This window comes from Ochrobactrum teleogrylli, assembly GCF_006376685.1.
In the GTDB taxonomy this organism is placed as follows: domain Bacteria; phylum Pseudomonadota; class Alphaproteobacteria; order Rhizobiales; family Rhizobiaceae; genus Brucella; species Brucella teleogrylli.
In genome coordinates this window covers 43197-62059 of sequence record NZ_VEWL01000005.1, presented here as the reverse complement: position 1 = coordinate 62059, position 18863 = coordinate 43197, and the positions used below count along the sequence as shown (strand labels likewise).

The window sequence follows — 18863 nt, the reverse complement described above, 5'->3', positions numbered from 1 at the left end:
CACCACCCTTCATCCTGAGGAGGTGCCCTGAGCGAAGCGAAGGGAACCGTCTCGAAGGGTGAGGGGATAGGGGTATACGTTGTGCGTTTTCCCTCAGCGCTTCGATCCTTCGACAAGATCAGAAAACGCGACGTTACCCCTCAAACCGCTGCCAACCGCGAGGGCCGAGATGTTCCTGCGGTGTGAAGCGGATTTTGTACTGCATCTTGCGCGATCCCTCGACCCAATAGCCGAGATAGACATGCGGCAGGCCTGCGGCCCGCGCCCGCTCTATATGATCGAGAATCATATAGGTGCCGAGCGAGCGGTCATGCATATGCGGTGAGAAGAACGAATAGACCATGGAAAGGCCGTCGGCCATCACATCGGTCAGTGCCACGGCGATCAGCTCGCCATCGCCTTTCGGGTCGATAAAACTGTCGGGGCCGCGACGGCGATACTCGATGATCTGCGTGTTGACATGGGTATCTTCAACCATCATCGCATAATCAAGCACGGTCATGTCCGACATGCCGCCTGAACGGTGGCGCGCGTCGAGATAATCGCGAAACAGCGCATATTGCTCGGTGCTGGGCTGTGCCTTGTGGACGCGACCGACCAGATCGCGGTTCTGGCTCCAGACGCGGCGCATATTGCGCGTCATCTCGAACTCTCCCGCCAGAATGCGCACGGAAACGCAGGCGCGACAAAGCTCGCAGGCCGGGCGGTAGGCGATGTTCTGGGATCGGCGAAACCCGCCTTGGGTCAGGAGATCGTTGATCTCGTTGGCCTTGTCGCCCACGAGATGCGTAAACACTTTGCGCTCCATCTGACCGTCGAGATACGGACAGGGCGAGGGTGCCGTCAAGAAAAACTGCGGAGACTGTTGCGGTTGATGGGTCATTCAATATCCACGAAATGGCAATACCGAAACCATCACGATATTGGACAAGGATCGAACCGACGGCGCAAAACGTCAAGTGGCATTTTGCGCAGCCGGCTCTGAATTTTTTTGAACTTAAGCCTGATAGGCCCCGATCTTAACGATCCGAGCGGATGACCGCTGTGCCGAGCAGAAGATCGTGCACCGTGCGCTTGCGGTCGAGAACCAGCGTAGCCAGCAGGATCAGCGGCGTCAGCACGACATTGAGGCCCCAGAACAGCACCGAGTGAACGATGGCGAGCATCGGGTCCACCGTGCCGCCTTCAAGCCGAACAAGCTTGAGGTTCATCATCTGCATGCCCTTGGTGGCTTGCTGCGGGCCGCCCATGGTGCGCGACACATAGATCAGCGCGACGATGGGGAACATGATGCCATAGAGCATCCAGCCGATACCGAGCGTCAATATGCCGAAAAGCGCGATCACTATTGCTGCCGGAATGCACAGCAGAAAGACGATGAGATAGTCGATGAGAAAAGCCATGATACGGCGCGTACGCACACCTTCGAAAAAGGCGCGGCTGTCGTAACGCGGAGCCATAATCTCGCCGTGCAGGATATGGTCGGACATTTTTCCTTCCAGTCGTTTAAAAAGACAACCGGAATAAAACTCATGGAGTAAAAACCATGTCCGGCGTCGCTCCGCCTTCCGGGCGGAACAGCAATCAACATGGTAAATGAAATAGGCCGTTTCAAGGAAGGTGTCAGAGAAAGCACTGACACCCTGCTATTATTAGCTTTGCTGTTTCAGCTTTTCCGCGACCTCGATCGCGAAATAGGTGAGGACACCGTCACAACCGGCGCGCTTGAAGGCCAGCAGGCTTTCCATCATCACCTTTTCCTCGTCGATCCAGCCATTCATACCGGCGGCCTTGATCATCGCATATTCGCCCGACACCTGATAGGCATAGGTCGGCAGGCGGAATTCGTTCTTCAGGCGGTGGATAATGTCCAGATAGGGCAGGCCGGGCTTGACCATCAGCATGTCCGCGCCTTCGGCAACATCCTGTTCGGCTTCGCGCACGGCTTCTTCCGGATTGGCCGGGTCGATATAATAGGTCTTCTTGTCGCCTTTCAGCAGGCCCTGCGTGCCGATGGCCTCGCGATAAGGGCCGTAGAAAGCCGAGGCGAATTTCGTCGCATAGGACATGATCGGAATATGATGAAAGCCGTTCTCGTCCAGCGCCTGACGTATCGCGCCGATACGGCCATCCATCATGTCGGAAGGCGCGACGATGTCGGCACCGGCCTCGGCCTGCGAAAGCGCGCCGCGAACAACCATCGCGACGGATTCGTCGTTGACGATTTCGCCATCGCGCAAAATGCCGTCATGGCCATGTGTGGTGAACGGATCGAGCGCGGCATCGGTAATGATGCCGATTTCCGGCACTTCCTTCTTGATTGCCCGCACTGCACGATTGATCAGATTGTCGGGGCTGGCGACAAAGGCGCCGTCATCCGTCTTCACTTCGGCCTTTTCGCGCGGGAAGGGGGCAATGGCTGGAATGCCAAGCTTAGCGGCTTTCTCTGCCACGCGCACCGCCATATCAACCGAATAGCGCTCCACACCCGGCATGGCTTCCACAGGTTCGGAAACGCCGTTTCCATAGGTGAGGAAGAATGGCAGAATCAGATCGTCCACCGTCAGCTGCGTTTCCTGCACCAGCCTGCGCGACCAGTCGGCCTTGCGCATACGGCGCAAACGGCGGCTGCCGGTTACGTCATCGACATGCCTGCCGATATGAGGGGGGAGATATTTGGATTGACGGTCGCTCATTGAATTATTCCCGAGAATGGAAGCCGCGATGCAAATGCGATCAAAGGGCTGACTTCGGATGCGCACCGTTTATCACGGGAAAAGTGGTGAAACCAAGAAGATTGGCCCACTCTCGCCTGTGTGGGATTGACGCGGGGCGTCTCACTTTCTACCCATTTGGGGGAACGGGAGACAAGATATGCAGATTGACTTTGGCGGTGGCGACGAAATCAGCTTCGAACGCAAGGGAAAAGCCGGTCTGGTAAGGCTGACCCGGACCGCAGCGCTCAACGCGCTGACGCACAAGATGATTCTGGCGCTCGATCGGGCATTGCAGGCCTGGGAAAACGATCCCGAAGTCGCCTGCGTGATTCTGGAAGGCGAGGGCCGGGCATTCTGCGCTGGCGGCGATGTGGTGGCTGCCTACAAGTCTGGCCGCGAGGGAACGCCCGCTTACGAATTTTTCCGCGATGAATATCGGCTCAATGCCCGCATTGGCCGTTTCCCCAAGCCTTATATCTCGCTGATCAACGGCATCATCATGGGCGGCGGCGCTGGCATTTCGGTGCACGGCTCGCATCGCATCGTGACCGAAAACACCATGTTCGCCATGCCGGAAACCGGAATCGGTTTCTTTCCCGATGTTGGAGGAAGCGCATTCCTGCCGCATCTCCACGACAATTTCGGCTATTATCTCGCCTTGACGGGCAATCGTATTCGCTGGGGTGATTGCCTCCAGAGCGGAATTGCCACCCATGCGGTTGCAGCCAGCGATCTAAACGACGTGCGCGAGGATCTCATCGCGACGGCCGATATCGACGCTGCATTGACCCGCAGCCAGTATCCCGATTTCGAAACCCCGGCAGAAGCGCGGAATGTGATCAAAGAATGCTTTTCCGGCGCGACGCTTGCCGATTGCATGAACCTGCTGGACAAGGCCGCAGCTTCGGGCAGCAAACCGGCGACGGATATTCTGAACGTGATCGCAACGCGGTCGCCGACCAGCGTGGCGGTGACCTTCCGGCAGATCGCCGATGGTCGTCCGCTCGATCTCGATGATTGCATGCGCATGGAATATCGCATTGCCAGCCGGATGCTGGAAGCGCACGACTTTTATGAAGGCGTGCGGGCACTTCTGATCGACAAGGATGGCGCGCCATCCTGGCAACCGGCTTCCATCGAGGACGTGAAACCGGAACAGGTGAACGCCTATTTCGTCAATCTTGGCGAAAAGGAACTGACGTTCTCATGAGGAATTGCTGATGCATATGGATGAGTTGCGCCAGCACACGCAACCGAGCGGCCTGGAATGGACATTTACATGGTTCATTCGGTTGCTGGCGCTGACTGCGCTTGCAAGCGGCGTTTTCTATTGGGTGCGGCTCATAGGCATTCATCCGGGATTGCTCTGGCGGTTCGATCTGATGCCATGGATGTGGCAGACCGCCGTGGTCGCGCTGGCGGTATTAATGCCGGTTGCCGCAACGGGTCTCTGGATGCGGGCAACCTGGGGGCCGGTGCTTTGGTTCGTGGCCGCAATCGGCGAGATCAGCATCTATTCGGTCTTTGAACGGAACTTTGAAAGCAGGCCGTTGACGGTCACGTTCAACGCCGTCTGCATCCTCGTTTATATCGTGTTCCGCGTCCTGCTGGCGCTGGAAAAACGGCGGCAGGCAAAGGCCAGCATTCCGGTCTGATTGCGGGCGCAGGTAAGTAAACATTAAGCCTGAATTTGCATTCCCTTTGGTAAGCTACTGTTAAGTCTGACTTTTAAGTCGAATTTTATGCATCTCGCCTAAAGTCCTCTCAGAACAGCGAGAAACATCGCTGCATAAAACAGGAAGAGAGCGGCATCGTGGATTTCCCGAATGCGGCTCCGACAGAGAGGCAAAGACAATGATGAATGCTCAGCGCAAAATCGACGCTCCGCTCTATGCTCCGGAAGCCGCACTCCGCAGCCTGTATCTGGAAGCCCTTCAACTAGTGGAGCGTCTGCACCGCCGTCTGCTCGATGTTGTGAAGGATGAGTTCGACCGCAACGGTCAGCTCGATATCAACGCAACACAGGCACTGCTGCTTTTCAACATTGGTAATTCGGAACTGACCGCCGGTGAACTGCGCTCACGCGGTTACTATCTCGGCTCGAATGTTTCCTACAACCTCAAGAAGCTCGTCGAAATGGGCTTCATTCATCACCAGCGTTCGCGTGTCGACCGCCGTTCGGTGCGCGTCAGCCTGACCGACAAGGGCAATGAGATCGCCAATCAGGTTGCAGCACTTTACGAACGTCACGTCCTGTCCATCGAACAGGTCGGCGGAATTCAGGTTGAAGAATTCATGGCGATGAACAAGTCCTTGCAGCGTCTCGACCGCTTCTGGAACGATAGCATCGCTTACCGTCTCTGATAAATGGACCGGCCTTTGGGCGCATTTGTTGCAGAACGGACACAACAGACCGGCATTTGCTGAGGCGGATGGGCAATTATGCTTCGATCTTGACGCGCGTGGCTTGCAAACTGGGCCGCGCGACATGATTAAGCCATAAAAACCGACATAAGCAGTCCTCAAGACTGTACGGGCAAGAATGTGCCATCTTCCAACAGGTCGGGAGATATAAGCGGGCGCGCATATGGTTGCGGGTCGGCTATCGCCTTGAAACACTGTTGCTGATATTCTCGGACGACTGCCGCCGACATTGACCTATGAGCGGCGCGCCTTTTTGGGACCAAGCAAATGACCAAAACTGACAAGAATGCCGAAGCTTTCAAAGTGGACCGCCGCCGCTTCCTGCGCGGTGCTGCAACAGCTGGCCTTTCCGTGGCAGCCTCGGCTTTTGCGACCTCGTCCTTTGCGCAACAGGCTTTTAACGATGTGCTCGCGTCGCCGCGGCGCGGTAACTGGGATGACCAGTTCGATGCGCGCGCGACAGGCGGCCAGAAGGTTGCGACCAACCAGCCAGTTCTGAGCCAGCAGACTGTCGGCAATCTTCAAAATGCCATTGCACAATATAGCGATATTGCCGGTCGCGGCGGTTGGCCGACCGTTCCGGGCAATGCAAAGCTTCAGCTTGGCGTGAATGACCAGTCGGTCCAGTATCTGCGCAAGCGCCTCATCGTCTCTGGCGATCTGCCGCAGGGCGCTGGTCTTTCCAACGCCTTCGACACCTATGTTGATGCCGCAGTGAAGCGCTTCCAGTCGCGTCATGGTCTGCCGGCAGACGGCGTGATGGGCCAGTTCACCTATGCCGCGATGAATGTGGACGTGAATACCCGCCTCGGTCAGCTCCAGACCAACTTGCAGCGTCTTTCGCCGCTGGTCAGCGCCGGTATGCAGGAACAGCGTTTCGTGATGGTGAATATCCCGGCTGCGCGGATTGAAGCCGTTGAAAATGGCAGCGTCATGCAGCGCCACACCGCCGTTGTGGGCAAGATCGACCGCCAGACGCCAATCCTTAATTCGAAGATTCATGAAGTCATTCTCAATCCTTACTGGACGGCGCCGAAGTCCATCATCCAGAAGGACATCATTCCGCTGATGCGGAAGGACCCGCAATATCTGGCGAAGAACAAGATCCGGCTCTACAATCAGGCCGGTCAGGAAGTTCCGCCGGAAAGCATCGACTGGAACACGGACGACGCCGTGAAGCTGATGTTCCGTCAGGACCCGGGCAAGATCAACGCCATGTCCTCGACCAAGATCAACTTCCACAACCAGTATGCCGTCTACATGCACGACACGCCGCAGAAGAGCTATTTCAACAAGCTCATGCGTTTCGACTCGTCGGGCTGCGTGCGCGTGCAGAATGTTCGCGATCTGGACGTCTGGCTGTTGAAAAACACCGCTGGCTGGGATCGCCAGAACATCGAAGAAACGATCCGTACGGGCAACAACACGCCTATTCAGGTTGCTGATCCCGTGCCGCTGCACTTCGTGTACATTTCGGCCTGGTCGACGGGTGATGGTGTCGTGCAGTTCCGCGACGACATTTACAAGATGGACGGCGCAGCCTCGCTGGCGCTTGGTACAGACACCTGATTTTTCGATATTTCCGACTGAAAAAGAGCCGCCTCGAATATTCGGGGCGGCTTTTTTAGTTGTTAAACCGATATCAAATCGGTTTGCCGCATTTTGGAACATGCTTTTCGCTTTGCGGCCATTGGCCTTGGGCATTCAAGTGTGATAATGCGCCTCATCCAATAGCTTTTACCGGCTGACCCGGAGGGTGTGAAAATGTCTCAAGCCAACGCCGCCGCCAAGAATGCGTTTTCCGACGCTTTCTTCAATGCAAGCCTCGAGGACATCGATTCCGAAATTTTCGGTGCAATTCGCAACGAACTCGGTCGTCAGCGCCATGAAATCGAGCTGATCGCCTCGGAAAACATCGTTTCGCGGGCTGTTCTCGAAGCGCAGGGCTCCATCCTCACCAACAAATATGCCGAAGGATATCCGGGTAAGCGCTATTATGGTGGCTGCCAGTATGTGGACGTGGTGGAAGAACTGGCAATCGAACGCGCCAAGAAGCTCTTCGGCTGCGAATTCGCCAATGTTCAGCCGAATTCCGGTAGCCAGATGAATCAGGCCGTGTTCCTGGCTCTGCTGCAGCCGGGCGACACCTTCATGGGGCTCGATCTTAATTCGGGTGGTCACCTGACGCATGGTTCGCCGGTCAACATGTCTGGCAAGTGGTTCAATGTCGTGTCCTATGGCGTCCGTCAGGACGACCATCTGCTCGACATGGACGAAGTGGCTCGCCTTGCCCGCGAAAACAAGCCGAAGCTGATTCTCGCTGGCGGCACCGCTTATTCGCGCATCTGGGACTGGAAGCGTTTCCGCGAGATCGCCGATGAAGTTGGCGCTTATCTCATGGTCGATATGGCGCATATTGCCGGTCTGGTTGCCGGTGGCCAGCATCCGTCGCCGATCCCGCATGCCCATGTCTGCACGACGACGACGCATAAGTCTCTGCGCGGCCCGCGTGGCGGCATGATTCTGACCAACGATGCGGACATTGCCAAGAAGATCAACTCGGCTGTGTTCCCCGGTCTTCAGGGCGGTCCGCTTATGCATGTTATCGCCGGTAAGGCTGTTGCCTTCGGTGAAGCGCTGAAGCCAGAATTCAAGCTCTATGCCAAAAACGTCGTCGACAATGCGCGCGCACTTTCGGAAGAACTGAAGTCGCATGGCCTCGATATCGTTTCCGGCGGCACCGATAACCATCTGATGCTGGTCGATCTGCGTCCTAAGAACGCAACCGGCAAGCGTGCGGAAGCCGCTCTCGGTCGCGCCAACATCACCTGCAACAAGAACGGCATTCCGTTCGACCCTGAAAAGCCATTCGTCACCTCCGGCGTTCGTCTCGGCACGCCAGCCGGCACCACGCGCGGTTTCGGCGTAACCGAATTCAAGGAAATCGGCTCGCTGATTGCCGAAGTTCTCGACGGTTTGAAGGTCGCTAATTCCGATGAAGGCAATGCCGCCGTCGAACAGGCTGTGAAGGATAAGGTCGTCGCTCTGACTGACCGTTTCCCGATGTATGGCTATCAGGGGTAAACCTGACCGCCTGAATTTCAAAAGCCCCGTTCAACCCTGTTGAGCGGGGCTTTTTTGCCCGTCATACCCGGTGTGTCGCATTCGGTAGGTTCATTGGCGCAGATCAGCTATGATCTGTAGGAATCAGTCTTCGAAGAGTGAGTGAAAGAGTTCCATGCGTTGTCCCTATTGCCAATCTGAAGATACGCAAGTGAAGGATTCCCGTCCTGCGGAGGATGGTGCGGTCATTCGCCGGCGTCGTGTCTGCTCGGTTTGCGGCGGGCGCTTCACCACATTCGAACGTGTCCAGCTTCGCGACCTGATGGTCGTGAAGAAAAGCGGACGCCGTGTGCCTTTCGATCGTGACAAGCTGACCCGCTCCATCGAAGTGGCGCTGCGCAAGCGCGAAGTCGACAGCGAGCGTATCGAACGTGCGATTTCCGGAATTGTTCGCCAGCTCGAAAGCTCGGGGGAGGCGGAGGTGACATCCGACGAGATCGGTCGTCTGGCGATGGATGCGCTGAAGGGTGTGGATGATATTGCCTATATCCGGTTTGCATCGGTCTATCGCAATTTCAGCAAGGCCGTCGATTTCCATAATGTGATCGATGAACTGGCAGCTCCCGATACCGAGGACGATCTGGATAGATAGGCATGACTGCACTGGAATTTCCGCATTCCGACGTAACTTCGGACGATATCCGCTTCATGGAAGCGACAATCCGTTATGCCCGTCGTCACAAGGGGCTGACGGGCACCAATCCATCCGTCGGCACGCTGATCGTCAAGGATGGCGTCATCGTCGGACGCGGCGTGACCGCACTGGGCGGCAGGCCGCATTCCGAGCCGCAGGCGCTTGCCGATGCAGGCGAGGCGGCTCGAGGCGCAACGGCCTATGTGACGCTGGAACCATGCGCCCATCATGGTCGCACGCCGCCTTGCGCTGAAGCGCTGGTGCGTGCCGGTGTGGCCCGCGTTGTCGTCGCGGCCACCGATCCGGATGATCGGGTCAGCGGCAAGGGTTTTGCCATCCTGCGCGAAGCGGGCATTGAAGTGGAGCCGGGCATCCTCGCCGAAAAGGCAGCCGACGATCTCGCTGGCTACCTGAATCGCTCTTCCAGGAAACGCCCGGAAGTGATTCTGAAACTTGCACTTTCCGCAGATGGCATGATCGGAAAAAAGGGCGAGGGGCAGGTGCCGATTACCGGCCAGGTGTCGCGCGCCCAATCCCACATCTTACGGTCGCAAACTGATGTTATCCTGATTGGTATCGAAACGGCGCTTGCAGACGATCCGGTTTTGAACTGCCGCCTGCCGGGGCTTGAACAGCGCTCGCCCATCCGCGTCGTGCTCGACAGTGGTTTGCGGTTGCCATTGGCTTCGAAGCTGGTTCAGTCGGCGGATGCGCAGCCGCTTTGGATTGCCTGTGCAGACGATGCATCGCCGGAACGGCGATACGAACTGAAGGCGGCGGGGTGCCGCATTCTGGCGACCGAGGCGCATGATTGCCGGATTGCCTTGCCGGAATTGATGGACGACCTTGCCGCGCAGGGTATTGGTTCCGTTCTCGTGGAAGGCGGCGCGGGTGTTGCCAAGAGCTTTCTGGAAGAAAAGCTGGTTGACCGCTTGATTACCTTCCGCTCGCCAATTGAAATTGGTACTGCCGATGGGGTTGCCGTGCCCGGTCTTGAAACCCATATCGCAGAAGAATTCAAAATTCTCAGGCAGGCGCGTTTCGGTGACGATGCTTATGCGGAATATGTAAGGAAGTCTTGATGTTTACAGGCATTATTACCGATATCGGCAAGGTTGACCGGATCAAGCCGCTGAATGAAGGCGTGTTGCTGCGTATCGAGACCGTCTACGATCCCGAAACCATCGAGCTTGGCGCATCGATTGCGTGTTCCGGTGTTTGCCTGACCGTCGTTGCGCTGCCGGAAAAGGGCACCAATGCCCGCTGGTTTGAAGTGGAAGCATGGGAAGAAGCCCTGCGCCTGACCACCATCTCCACGTGGGAAAATGGAACCAATATCAATCTGGAACGCTCGCTGAAGCTTGGCGACGAAATGGGCGGGCATCTGGTTTCCGGCCATGTCGATGGACAGGCGGAAATCGTTGCACGCAAGGATGAGGGCGACGCGGTGCGCTTCACCCTGCGTGCGCCGGAAGAGCTTGCGCCATTCATCGCCCAGAAGGGTTCGGTCGCGCTCGATGGCACGTCGCTGACGGTCAACGGTGTGAACGGTAATGAATTTGACGTTTTGCTCATCCGCCATTCGCTGGAAGTGACAACCTGGGGTCAGCGAAAAGCGGGTGACAAGGTGAATATCGAGATCGACCAGCTCGCACGCTATGCGGCAAGGCTTGCGCAATATCGGAAATAGGCTTACAGCCTAAAATTCCAGGCTGTAAAAGCATATCCCGATTTAAGCGTTGACCGCAGGTCTTGCGGTCCGCAAAATTTGTCATGGAGTTTCTCATGTCCGATCACGAGGCGCGCGCGCCGCATTTGCTTATTGTTGAAGCACGTTTCTACGACGATCTTGCCGATGCACTTCTTGATGGCGCAAAGGCGGCTCTGGACGATGCGGGCGCCACCTATGACGTCGTGACCGTACCGGGCGCGCTGGAAATTCCGGCCACCATTTCCTTTGCCCTCGATGGCGCCGACAATGACGGCACCGAATATGACGGTTATGTCGCGCTGGGCACGGTGATCCGTGGTGAGACCTATCATTTCGACATCGTTGCAAACGAATCCTGCCGTGCGCTGACCGATTTGGCCGTTGAAGAAAGCCTTGCCATCGGCAACGGCATTCTGACCGTCGAGAATGACGAACAGGCATGGGTGCGCGCGCGTCGTGAAGACAAGGACAAGGGCGGTTTTGCTGCCCGCGCCGCACTGACCATGATTGATCTGCGCAAGAAGTTCGGAGCGTGAATATTATGAGTTCTTCCGCAGAAGGTCGCCCGACACCAAACCTGCCGCGTACGGCGAACAAGCGTGGCGTTGCCCGGCTTGCAGCCGTGCAGGCGCTCTACCAGATGGACGTTGCCGGTACGGGCGTGATGGAAGTGGTCGCAGAATACGAAGCCTTCCGCCTCGGCAAGGAAGTGGATGGTACGCAATATCTCGATGCCGATCCGCAATGGTTCCGCGCCATCGTCGCCGGTGTTGTCGACAGCCAGCTCAAGCTTGATCCGATGATCCATCAGGCATTGACCGAGGACTGGCCGCTGTCGCGTCTCGATTCCACGCTGCGCGCGATCTTGCGCGCCGGTGCATGGGAGCTGACCTCGCGCAACGATGTGCCGACCGCCGTGATTGTCTCGGAATATGTCGATATCGCCAAGGCTTTCTACACCGAAGACGAGCCGAAGCTCGTCAATGCCGTGCTCGACCGCCTTGCCTTCGTTATTCGCGGTGAAAGCCGTGGGACCAAGCCGCGCCACTAAGAGCGGTTTTAGAGATTGATAAAAGCAAGAAGGGCTGTGAGAAATCACAGCCCTTCTTTCATTGTATGCTGGCAAAGAACGTCTTGACGTTTGTTAAACCGTTTCGCATGTTGGTCATGCGGCATTGAGAATGCTCGACTGCAAGGGAACTTTGTAATTATTTGATTTCAAGGCGTTAAGTTCCTGATGAAACTATACCGTTGAAGCCCGGTACGAAGTGGTGGCTTCAAGCACTTTCCATGCCGCTCTAATCGGCCCGGGGAGGGGTTTTCGGGCCTTCATGCGCATATGCCTGCCGTTAATTGCCGAGTAATCGGATGTTATCTGAGGTCAAGCTGACGGTAGCCGGCGCAAACTCAATAGGAGTTGGCCTTTATGCAAATGGGAGTGGCAGTTTTACTTCTCGTTATTGCCTGCGGCGTGGTTTCCGTTCTTTTCGCCTTCTGGTCGATCCGTTCGATCCTGGCGGCCGATCAGGGAACACCGCGTATGCAGGAAATCGCTGGCGCCATCCGTGAGGGTGCGTCGGCCTATCTCACACGACAATATTCCACGATTGCGATTGTCGGCGTCGTCGTGTTCCTCGCCGCATGGTATTTGCTGTCGTTGAGCGCCGCCATCGGCTTTCTGATCGGCGCAATCCTGTCCGGCGTCACAGGCTTTATCGGGATGCATGTTTCAGTGCGCGCCAATGTGCGCACAGCGCAGGCCGCTTCCTTGAGTCTGGCAGGCGGGCTTGAAATGGCTTTCAAGTCCGGTGCCGTTACCGGCCTTCTGGTGGCTGGTCTCGCGTTGCTTGGCGTCTCCGTCTATTATTTCATTCTCACTGTCTGGCTGGGCTATGCGCCTGCCGATCGCACGGTTATCGATGCACTGGTGGCGCTCGGCTTTGGCGCGTCGCTGATTTCGATCTTCGCGCGTCTCGGCGGCGGCATCTTTACCAAGGGTGCGGATGTCGGCGGCGATCTCGTCGGCAAGGTGGAAGCCGGTATTCCGGAAGATGATCCGCGCAATCCGGCAACCATCGCCGATAATGTCGGCGATAATGTCGGCGATTGCGCCGGTATGGCGGCCGATCTGTTCGAGACCTACGCCGTTACCGTGGTCGCCACCATGGTTCTGGGCGCGATCTTCTTCAATGGTTCGGACGTGTTGTCGAGCGTCATGCTCTATCCGCTGATGATCTGCGGAGCCTGCGTTATCACCTCGATAGCAGGCACGTTCTTCGTCAAGCTTGGCGTCAACGGCTCCATCATGGGCGCGCTCTATAAGGGCCTGATCGTGACGGGCCTCTTGTCCATCATCGGGCTTGGGGTGGCCAACACGCTGACGATTGGCTGGGGCGAAATCGGCACTGTGGCCGGAAAGAGCATCACCGGCACCAATCTCTTCATCTGCGGGCTGATCGGTCTCATCGTGACGGGTCTGATCGTGGTGATTACCGAATATTATACAGGCACCAACAAGCGTCCCGTCAATTCCATCGCACAGGCTTCCGTGACGGGGCATGGCACCAATGTCATTCAGGGCCTTGCCGTTTCGCTGGAATCAACCGCCTTGCCTGCCATCGTGATTGTTGGCGGCATCATCAGCACCTATCAGCTGGCGGGTCTCTTCGGCACGGCTATTGCGGTCACGGCCATGCTGGGCATTGCCGGGATGATCGTGGCGCTCGATGCCTTCGGACCGGTGACTGACAACGCCGGTGGTATTGCGGAAATGGCGGGTCTCGACCCGGAAGTGCGCAAGTCCACTGATGCGCTGGATGCGGTCGGCAACACGACCAAGGCCGTGACCAAGGGCTATGCCATCGGTTCAGCGGGCTTGGGCGCTCTGGTGCTGTTCGCAGCCTATTCCAACGACCTTGCTTACTTCGCTGCCAATGGTCAGACCTATCCGTACTTTGCGGATATGGGGCCGGTTTCGTTCGATCTGTCCAACCCCTATGTGGTGGCAGGACTGATTTTCGGCGGCCTTATTCCTTATTTGTTTGGCGGCATGGCCATGACGGCTGTGGGTCGCGCAGGCGGGGCCGTGGTGCAGGAGGTTCGTCGCCAGTTCAAGGAAAAGCCCGGCATTATGACCGGCAAGGAACGCCCGGATTATGCCCGCGCGGTCGATCTTCTGACCAAAGCGGCAATCCGCGAAATGATCATTCCGTCGCTTCTGCCGGTGCTGGCGCCGCTCGTCGTCTATTTCGGCGTGCTGATGATTTCGGGCTCCAAGGCGGCGGCCTTCGCAGCGCTTGGCGCGTCGCTGCTCGGCGTCATCGTCAATGGGCTGTTCGTGGCCATTTCCATGACCTCCGGTGGGGGTGCATGGGACAATGCCAAGAAGAGCTTCGAAGACGGCTTTACCGACGCCGATGGCGTGAAGCACCTCAAGGGTTCGGAAGCGCATAAAGCGTCGGTGACGGGCGATACGGTTGGCGATCCGTACAAGGATACTGCCGGTCCCGCGGTCAATCCGGCGATTAAGATCACCAATATCGTGGCGCTTCTGCTGCTTGCAGTGCTGGCGCATATGGCTTGATCCGTTTTCAAATCGCGAAAACAGAAAACCCGCCGAGAGGCGGGTTTTCCTTTGGATAAGATATTGCGGCGATCAGCTGCCGCCCGGTCCACCGGCTCCAGCGCCGGGCACGGAGGTCGGAGCTTTGGAAACGCCCTGGATAACCTGGCCCAAGAAGGTCTGGTCCTTGCCGCCGGTTGGCGTGGTGCGCGATACGAAATCGAACAGCTTGCCGTCCTGCATGCCGTAATTGGCGATATTCTGAACCTTGCCGTCCTTGTCGAAATAGATTGCAAGAATCTGGCGATCAACCAGCTTCGGCTTCATGAACTGAGCCATGCGATGGCGCTTCTGCGAAATGTAATAGAACACTTCGTTGTCGAAGGTCGCGGTGGTCGACGGCGTGCCAAGCGCCAGCAGCACCTGCTCGCGGCTGGAGCCGACCGGCACCGAATCAAGCGCCTGCTGATCCAGCACATAGCCTTCCGTCAGCGTCTCGGACGGGTTCAGCGTGGACGCGGTGTTGCATCCGGCGAGGGCGGCCGAAAACAGAATTGCCGTACCAGCCAGAAGAGCACGCTGCTTGCGTGCGCCTGTTGATGCGCCGGAACGCACAGTTGAGAAAATCCGCTGCAACAAAGACCTCTCCATAATTCTATTATCAGCGCGGCACTTTCGCCGTCGGGAGAACTTCGGTAAACCACCTTGCTTCTATATGCAACTGGAACGGTCGTACAGGGATGATTCTCCAACTTTTCCGCCGCAAATCGAAGGCCAATGAGGCTATCGTGCTTCGCGTTTACGAGGCGATCGTGGCAGCGGCGCGGCAAAAACGGTTTTATGCACAATTTCATGTGCCGGATACGCCACTTGGCCGGTATGAGATGTTGTCGGTGCATATTTTCCTGACACTGCACCGGATGCGCGGCGACAATCCGGCTCTTATGGCGCTTGCCCAGGAGGTGGCCGACGAGTTTTTCAAGGATGTCGACCACTCGCTGCGCGAGTTGGGAATCGGCGATCAGGGTGTTCCAAAACGCATGAAAAAACTTGCCCGCATGTTTTATGGCCGGGTCGCCACCTACGGCGCGGCGCTAGACACCGACGATGCGGAAGCGCTAGCAGCCGCGCTGACGCGAAATATTCGGCCTGATCTGGAATTTTGGCCACAAGCTCGCCATTTAGGCGAATATGTTCTGCGTTGTCGCGACCGGTTGCGCGCAATCGACGACAGCACTCTGGTGGCTGGCGAGATTTCCTTTATGGATGCCGAAGATCCAGCGCTCGCGCTGACGCATGATAATACTGAAGAGGCAAAACAAAATGACTGACAAGCCGGCGCTGACCTATCCCGTTCCGGTTCTGCACCTGCCCCAGAAGGGCGTGACAGTGACAATCGGCACCGATGAGAAAGAACGCGCCGCGCTTGCCGCCAGCCATGCGCTTGAGGCGGTGAACGCGTTCTCGGCTGAATTTCTGCTGACGCCGTGGAAAAAAGACGGCATTCGTGTGCGCGGTCGCATCGATGCGGAAATCGTGCAGGCTTGTGTCACCACGCTGGAGCCGCTGACCAATGTGATTGCGGAAGAAGTCGATACGATCTTCGTGCCGGAAAATTCGCGTCTGGCCCGCGTTCAACTCGACGAAAGCGGTGAAATGATGCTGGATGCAGACGGTGCCGATAGCCCGGAAACCTTTGTTGGCGACCGGATTGATGTGGGCGCGGTTGCCGAAGAGTTCTTCGAACTGGCTATCGATCCTTATCCGCGCAAACCCGGTTTGCCTGACGAAGCAGAACCTCAGGTCTTTGGCGATGCCGGTGATGAGGGTGACAAGCCTGTTTCGCCCTTTGCAAAGCTGTCGGAATGGCGCGACAAGTCGTAATTGACGGTGATTTGCGCCGCGTTTGACAGAATATTGTTGTACGGTAACGCAAAACCACTATTTTCGCCGAAAGCCCTGTCGCGCCCCGAGCGCGGCCCGGGAGCAGGGGGCGAGCAGGGATCGAACAGGAATAATCAAGAGTGGTAAAAATATCGATTGACGCGATGGGCGGTGATTTCGGTCCTGAAGTGGTCGTCCCCGGCGCGGCAAAGGCGCTTGAGCGCCACCCCGACATGCGTTTTATCTTTTTCGGTCTGGCCGGACAGGTTGAACCGGTGCTGGCGCGCTTTCCGAAGTTGCAGGCCGCATCCGAGTTTCGTGCCTGCGAAGTCGCCATCGGTATGGACGACAAGCCAAGCCAGGCGCTGCGCAACGGGCGCGGCAAGTCCACGATGTGGAAGGCCATTGAAGCGGTGAAGACGGGTGAAGCCGATGCCTGCGTTTCCGCGGGCAATACCGGTGCACTCATGGCCATGTCGAAATTCTGCCTGCGCATGATGTCGGATGTCGAACGTCCGGCGCTTGCGGGCATCTGGCCGACGCTGCGCGGTGAAAGCATCGTGCTGGACGTTGGCGCGACGATTGGGGCCGATGCGCGTCAGCTGGTCGATTACGCCGTCATGGGCGCTGGCATGGCGCGGGCGCTTTTTGAAGTGCGCAAGCCGACGGTCGGCCTGCTGAATGTGGGCACGGAAGAGGTCAAGGGCCTCGATGAAATCAAGGAAGCCGGGCAGATCCTGCGCGATACGCCGCTGGATGGTCTGCAATATTCCGGCTTCGTGGAAGGCAACGACATTGGCAAAGGTAGCGTTGATGTCGTGGTGACCGAAGGCTTCACCGGCAATATCGCTCTGAAGGCCGCTGAAGGCACGGCGCGTCAGATGGCGACATTGCTCCGTCAGGCCATGAGCCGCACTTTGCTGGCCAAGATCGGCTATGTCTTTGCCAAGGGCGCTTTTGATCGCCTTCGCGAAAAGATGGACCCGAACAAGGTCAATGGCGGCGTGTTCCTTGGCTTGAGCGGCATTGTCATCAAGAGCCATGGCGGCGCGAGCGCCGAAGGCTTCTGCTCGGCAGTCGAAGTGGGCTACGACATGGTGCGCAATCGTCTTTTGCAGAAAATTGAAGCCGATCTGGCGCATTTTCACCACAGTCACCCGCATGTTTCGTCCAGTGAAGGCGGCGAAGCGGCCAGGTAATTATTTGCCCTGAACGGGCGCGGATTTCGACGGTGCGGGCAATAGCCCCGTTCCGTTCGCTTATGAGGACAGGAATAAAAAATGATACGATCTGTCGTGCGGGGTATCGGTTCGGCATTGCCGAAGCGGGTCATGAAGAACACCGATTTTGAGGGTGTCATAGAGACCTCGGACGAATGGATCGTGCAGCGCACGGGCATTCGCCAACGCCATATCGCGGGTGAGGGCGAAACCACGGTTTCGCTGGGTGCAGCCGCCGCGCGCGCGGCCATCGAAAATGCAGGCCTGCAGCCATCCGATATCGACCTTGTGCTGGTCGCCACATCGACGCCGAACAACACGTTCCCGGCGAGTGCGGTAGAAATCCAGCGTGAGCTTGGCATTACCTCCGGTTTCGCTTTCGATATGCAGGCCGTTTGCAGCGGCTTCATCTATGCGATCACCACCGCCGACCTTTATATTCGCGGCGGCATGGCCGAGCGCGTTTTGGTCATTGGTGCGGAAACCTTCTCGCGCATTCTGGACTGGACCGACCGCACAACCTGCGTTCTGTTTGGTGATGGCGCTGGCGCTGTTGTGCTGGAAGCTGCCGAAGGCAAGGGCCTGACCTCGGACCGTGGCGTTCTGGCTGCAAATCTGCGCTCGGACGGCAACCACAAGGAAAAGCTCTATGTGGATGGCGGCCCTTCGACGACGCAGACCGTCGGCCACCTGCGCATGGAAGGCCGTGAGGTCTTCAAACACGCTGTCGGCATGATCACCGACGTTATCGAAGCTTCCTTCGCGGAAACGGGCCTTACGGCAGACGATATCGACTGGTTTGTGCCGCATCAGGCCAATAAGCGCATCATCGATGCTTCGGCCAAGAAGCTGAATATCGCCGAGAGCAAGGTCGTCATCACCGTTGACCGCCACGGCAACACCTCGGCTGCATCGGTGCCACTGGCGCTGGCGACAGCCGTTGCCGACGGCCGGATCAAGAAGGGCGATCTGGTTCTTCTCGAAGCCATGGGCGGCGGATTTACCTGGGGTGCGGTTTTGCTGCGCTGGTAAGCCAATTGCCACAAAACAGGCGCGTCGGGTCACGTTCGGAATCGGATCGGAAAAGAAAAGCAACAAAATTGATCCACCGCGAGGGAACTCGCGGCTTGACCGAGCCGCTTTTATTTGTGTAACGTCCTGTCACGTAAGGATATTATCTGTTCAAACGCTAACCAGGTGGGTTCGGTTATGGGAGGTAAAACGGTCACGCGGGCTGATCTGGCAGAGGCTGTTTACCGTAAGGTCGGTCTTTCCAGAACGGAGTCGGCGGCTTTGGTCGAGATGATTCTCGATGAGGTCTGTGACGCAATCGTCAATGGCGAAACAGTGAAGCTGTCGTCATTTGCCACTTTTCAGGTCCGCGACAAGAACGAACGTATCGGTCGCAATCCGAAGACCGGCGAAGAAGTACCAATTCTTCCGCGACGCGTGATGACCTTCAAGGCTTCCAATGTTCTCAAGCAGCGCATTCTGCAGGAACATCAGAAGCGCGAAACCAAGAGCAAATAATCCAGATCGATGCCGCCCCAGTTCCTTCGGGCGGCATTTGTTTTTCCAGATCAGGTGG

General features: G+C 57.3%; 20 protein-coding genes. 16 read left to right on the top strand and 4 right to left on the bottom strand.

All coding sequences use genetic code 11. The features are described from left to right. Window positions 1-133: 133 nt before the first annotated feature. The 3 genes from FIC94_RS10190 to hemB form a co-directional block, all read right to left on the bottom strand. Complete coding sequence (locus tag FIC94_RS10190) at window positions 134-883, bottom strand: arginyltransferase (RefSeq protein ID WP_109368722.1); 750 nt, start codon at window positions 881-883, stop codon at window positions 134-136. 136 nt (window positions 884-1019) lie between these two features. Then, a complete protein-coding gene (locus FIC94_RS10185) occupies window positions 1020-1490 on the bottom strand; it encodes an RDD family protein (RefSeq protein WP_140024799.1) in 471 nt (156 codons plus the stop codon). A gap of 162 nt (window positions 1491-1652) precedes the next feature. Then, entirely contained in the window at window positions 1653-2696 is a 1044-nt protein-coding gene (gene hemB / locus FIC94_RS10180) for a porphobilinogen synthase (RefSeq protein WP_140024798.1), read from the bottom strand. Window positions 2697-2874: 178 nt separating this feature from the next. Here hemB and FIC94_RS10175 point away from each other — a divergent pair, with 178 nt between their 5' ends. The 11 genes from FIC94_RS10175 to FIC94_RS10125 all read left to right on the top strand — a co-directional run bounded on the left by FIC94_RS10175 (window position 2875) and on the right by FIC94_RS10125 (window position 14192). Next, complete coding sequence (locus FIC94_RS10175) at window positions 2875-3927, top strand: enoyl-CoA hydratase/isomerase family protein (protein ID WP_140024797.1); 1053 nt, start codon at window positions 2875-2877, stop codon at window positions 3925-3927. A gap of 10 nt (window positions 3928-3937) precedes the next feature. Then, the gene (locus FIC94_RS10170; protein ID WP_109368726.1) at window positions 3938-4372 is read left to right on the top strand and encodes a DUF6163 family protein; all 435 of its coding nucleotides are present in this window, start codon (window positions 3938-3940) and stop codon (window positions 4370-4372) included. A gap of 199 nt (window positions 4373-4571) precedes the next feature. Continuing rightward, window positions 4572-5081 carry a transcriptional regulator LdtR gene (gene ldtR, locus FIC94_RS10165; RefSeq protein WP_078340499.1) on the top strand — a complete coding sequence of 170 codons (510 nt, stop codon included), beginning with the start codon at window positions 4572-4574 and terminating at the stop codon, window positions 5079-5081. A 327-nt stretch (window positions 5082-5408) separates the two neighbouring features. Continuing rightward, window positions 5409-6710: a L,D-transpeptidase family protein gene (locus FIC94_RS10160; RefSeq protein WP_140024796.1), complete on the top strand. Its 1302-nt coding sequence runs from the start codon at window positions 5409-5411 to the stop codon at window positions 6708-6710. A gap of 195 nt (window positions 6711-6905) precedes the next feature. Then, on the top strand, window positions 6906-8225 hold the full coding sequence (glyA, locus tag FIC94_RS10155) for a serine hydroxymethyltransferase (protein WP_109368728.1): 1320 nt from the start codon (window positions 6906-6908) through the stop codon (window positions 8223-8225). A 154-nt stretch (window positions 8226-8379) separates the two neighbouring features. Next, on the top strand, window positions 8380-8856 hold the full coding sequence (gene nrdR / locus FIC94_RS10150; RefSeq protein WP_109368729.1) for a transcriptional regulator NrdR: 477 nt from the start codon (window positions 8380-8382) through the stop codon (window positions 8854-8856). Between the two features lie 2 nt (window positions 8857-8858). After that, window positions 8859-9980 (top strand): bifunctional diaminohydroxyphosphoribosylaminopyrimidine deaminase/5-amino-6-(5-phosphoribosylamino)uracil reductase RibD, encoded by a 1122-nt coding sequence (gene ribD / locus FIC94_RS10145; protein WP_140024795.1) that lies wholly within the window; start codon window positions 8859-8861, stop codon window positions 9978-9980. Further along, window positions 9980-10588 carry a riboflavin synthase gene (locus FIC94_RS10140; protein WP_109368731.1) on the top strand — a complete coding sequence of 203 codons (609 nt, stop codon included), beginning with the start codon at window positions 9980-9982 and terminating at the stop codon, window positions 10586-10588. Before ribD ends, FIC94_RS10140 begins: the two co-directional genes overlap by 1 nt. A 95-nt stretch (window positions 10589-10683) precedes the next feature. Further along, window positions 10684-11145 (top strand): 6,7-dimethyl-8-ribityllumazine synthase, encoded by a 462-nt coding sequence (locus tag FIC94_RS10135; protein ID WP_109370205.1) that lies wholly within the window; start codon window positions 10684-10686, stop codon window positions 11143-11145. Window positions 11146-11150: 5 nt separating this feature from the next. After that, a complete protein-coding gene (gene nusB / locus FIC94_RS10130) occupies window positions 11151-11660 on the top strand; it encodes a transcription antitermination factor NusB (RefSeq protein ID WP_109368732.1) in 510 nt (169 codons plus the stop codon). Between the two features lie 375 nt (window positions 11661-12035). Then, a complete protein-coding gene (locus FIC94_RS10125) occupies window positions 12036-14192 on the top strand; it encodes a sodium-translocating pyrophosphatase (RefSeq protein ID WP_124915615.1) in 2157 nt (718 codons plus the stop codon). Between the two features lie 72 nt (window positions 14193-14264). Here the strand turns inward: FIC94_RS10125 and FIC94_RS10120 are convergent, their stop codons facing one another. Further along, on the bottom strand, window positions 14265-14822 hold the full coding sequence (locus FIC94_RS10120; RefSeq protein WP_109368734.1) for an outer membrane protein assembly factor BamE: 558 nt from the start codon (window positions 14820-14822) through the stop codon (window positions 14265-14267). 89 nt (window positions 14823-14911) lie between these two features. Between FIC94_RS10120 and FIC94_RS10115 the strand changes: the two genes are divergently transcribed. The 5 genes from FIC94_RS10115 (at window position 14912) to FIC94_RS10095 (ending at window position 18805) form a co-directional block, all read left to right on the top strand. After that, a complete protein-coding gene (locus tag FIC94_RS10115) occupies window positions 14912-15502 on the top strand; it encodes a ubiquinol-cytochrome C chaperone family protein (RefSeq protein WP_109368735.1) in 591 nt (196 codons plus the stop codon). Beyond that, window positions 15495-16055 (top strand): YceD family protein, encoded by a 561-nt coding sequence (locus tag FIC94_RS10110; protein WP_121535733.1) that lies wholly within the window; start codon window positions 15495-15497, stop codon window positions 16053-16055. The genes FIC94_RS10115 and FIC94_RS10110 overlap by 8 nt, the downstream gene beginning before the upstream one ends. Before the next feature lie 140 nt (window positions 16056-16195). After that, window positions 16196-17254, top strand: a complete 1059-nt coding sequence (gene plsX, locus FIC94_RS10105; protein ID WP_109368737.1) for a phosphate acyltransferase PlsX — start codon at window positions 16196-16198, stop codon at window positions 17252-17254. 81 nt (window positions 17255-17335) lie between these two features. Then, on the top strand, window positions 17336-18307 hold the full coding sequence (locus FIC94_RS10100) for a beta-ketoacyl-ACP synthase III (RefSeq protein WP_109368738.1): 972 nt from the start codon (window positions 17336-17338) through the stop codon (window positions 18305-18307). Window positions 18308-18484: 177 nt separating this feature from the next. Beyond that, on the top strand, window positions 18485-18805 hold the full coding sequence (locus FIC94_RS10095) for an integration host factor subunit alpha (protein WP_078340512.1): 321 nt from the start codon (window positions 18485-18487) through the stop codon (window positions 18803-18805). Window positions 18806-18863: the final 58 nt, after the last annotated feature.

What these genes read in the sequence shown, in the direction of transcription:
- FIC94_RS10190 (WP_109368722.1), bottom strand. Translation starts at nt 883, where the DNA reads ATGACCCATCAACCGCAACAGTCTCCGCAGTTTTTCTTGACGGCACCC.
- FIC94_RS10185 (WP_140024799.1), bottom strand. Translation starts at nt 1,490, where the DNA reads ATGTCCGACCATATCCTGCACGGCGAGATTATGGCTCCGCGTTACGAC.
- hemB (WP_140024798.1), bottom strand. Translation starts at nt 2,696, where the DNA reads ATGAGCGACCGTCAATCCAAATATCTCCCCCCTCATATCGGCAGGCAT.
- FIC94_RS10175 (WP_140024797.1), top strand. Translation starts at nt 2,875, where the DNA reads ATGCAGATTGACTTTGGCGGTGGCGACGAAATCAGCTTCGAACGCAAG.
- FIC94_RS10170 (WP_109368726.1), top strand. Translation starts at nt 3,938, where the DNA reads ATGCATATGGATGAGTTGCGCCAGCACACGCAACCGAGCGGCCTGGAA.
- ldtR (WP_078340499.1), top strand. Translation starts at nt 4,572, where the DNA reads ATGATGAATGCTCAGCGCAAAATCGACGCTCCGCTCTATGCTCCGGAA.
- FIC94_RS10160 (WP_140024796.1), top strand. Translation starts at nt 5,409, where the DNA reads ATGACCAAAACTGACAAGAATGCCGAAGCTTTCAAAGTGGACCGCCGC.
- glyA (WP_109368728.1), top strand. Translation starts at nt 6,906, where the DNA reads ATGTCTCAAGCCAACGCCGCCGCCAAGAATGCGTTTTCCGACGCTTTC.
- nrdR (WP_109368729.1), top strand. Translation starts at nt 8,380, where the DNA reads ATGCGTTGTCCCTATTGCCAATCTGAAGATACGCAAGTGAAGGATTCC.
- ribD (WP_140024795.1), top strand. Translation starts at nt 8,859, where the DNA reads ATGACTGCACTGGAATTTCCGCATTCCGACGTAACTTCGGACGATATC.
- FIC94_RS10140 (WP_109368731.1), top strand. Translation starts at nt 9,980, where the DNA reads ATGTTTACAGGCATTATTACCGATATCGGCAAGGTTGACCGGATCAAG.
- FIC94_RS10135 (WP_109370205.1), top strand. Translation starts at nt 10,684, where the DNA reads ATGTCCGATCACGAGGCGCGCGCGCCGCATTTGCTTATTGTTGAAGCA.
- nusB (WP_109368732.1), top strand. Translation starts at nt 11,151, where the DNA reads ATGAGTTCTTCCGCAGAAGGTCGCCCGACACCAAACCTGCCGCGTACG.
- FIC94_RS10125 (WP_124915615.1), top strand. Translation starts at nt 12,036, where the DNA reads ATGCAAATGGGAGTGGCAGTTTTACTTCTCGTTATTGCCTGCGGCGTG.
- FIC94_RS10120 (WP_109368734.1), bottom strand. Translation starts at nt 14,822, where the DNA reads ATGGAGAGGTCTTTGTTGCAGCGGATTTTCTCAACTGTGCGTTCCGGC.
- FIC94_RS10115 (WP_109368735.1), top strand. Translation starts at nt 14,912, where the DNA reads ATGATTCTCCAACTTTTCCGCCGCAAATCGAAGGCCAATGAGGCTATC.
- FIC94_RS10110 (WP_121535733.1), top strand. Translation starts at nt 15,495, where the DNA reads ATGACTGACAAGCCGGCGCTGACCTATCCCGTTCCGGTTCTGCACCTG.
- FIC94_RS10100 (WP_109368738.1), top strand. Translation starts at nt 17,336, where the DNA reads ATGATACGATCTGTCGTGCGGGGTATCGGTTCGGCATTGCCGAAGCGG.
- FIC94_RS10095 (WP_078340512.1), top strand. Translation starts at nt 18,485, where the DNA reads ATGGGAGGTAAAACGGTCACGCGGGCTGATCTGGCAGAGGCTGTTTAC.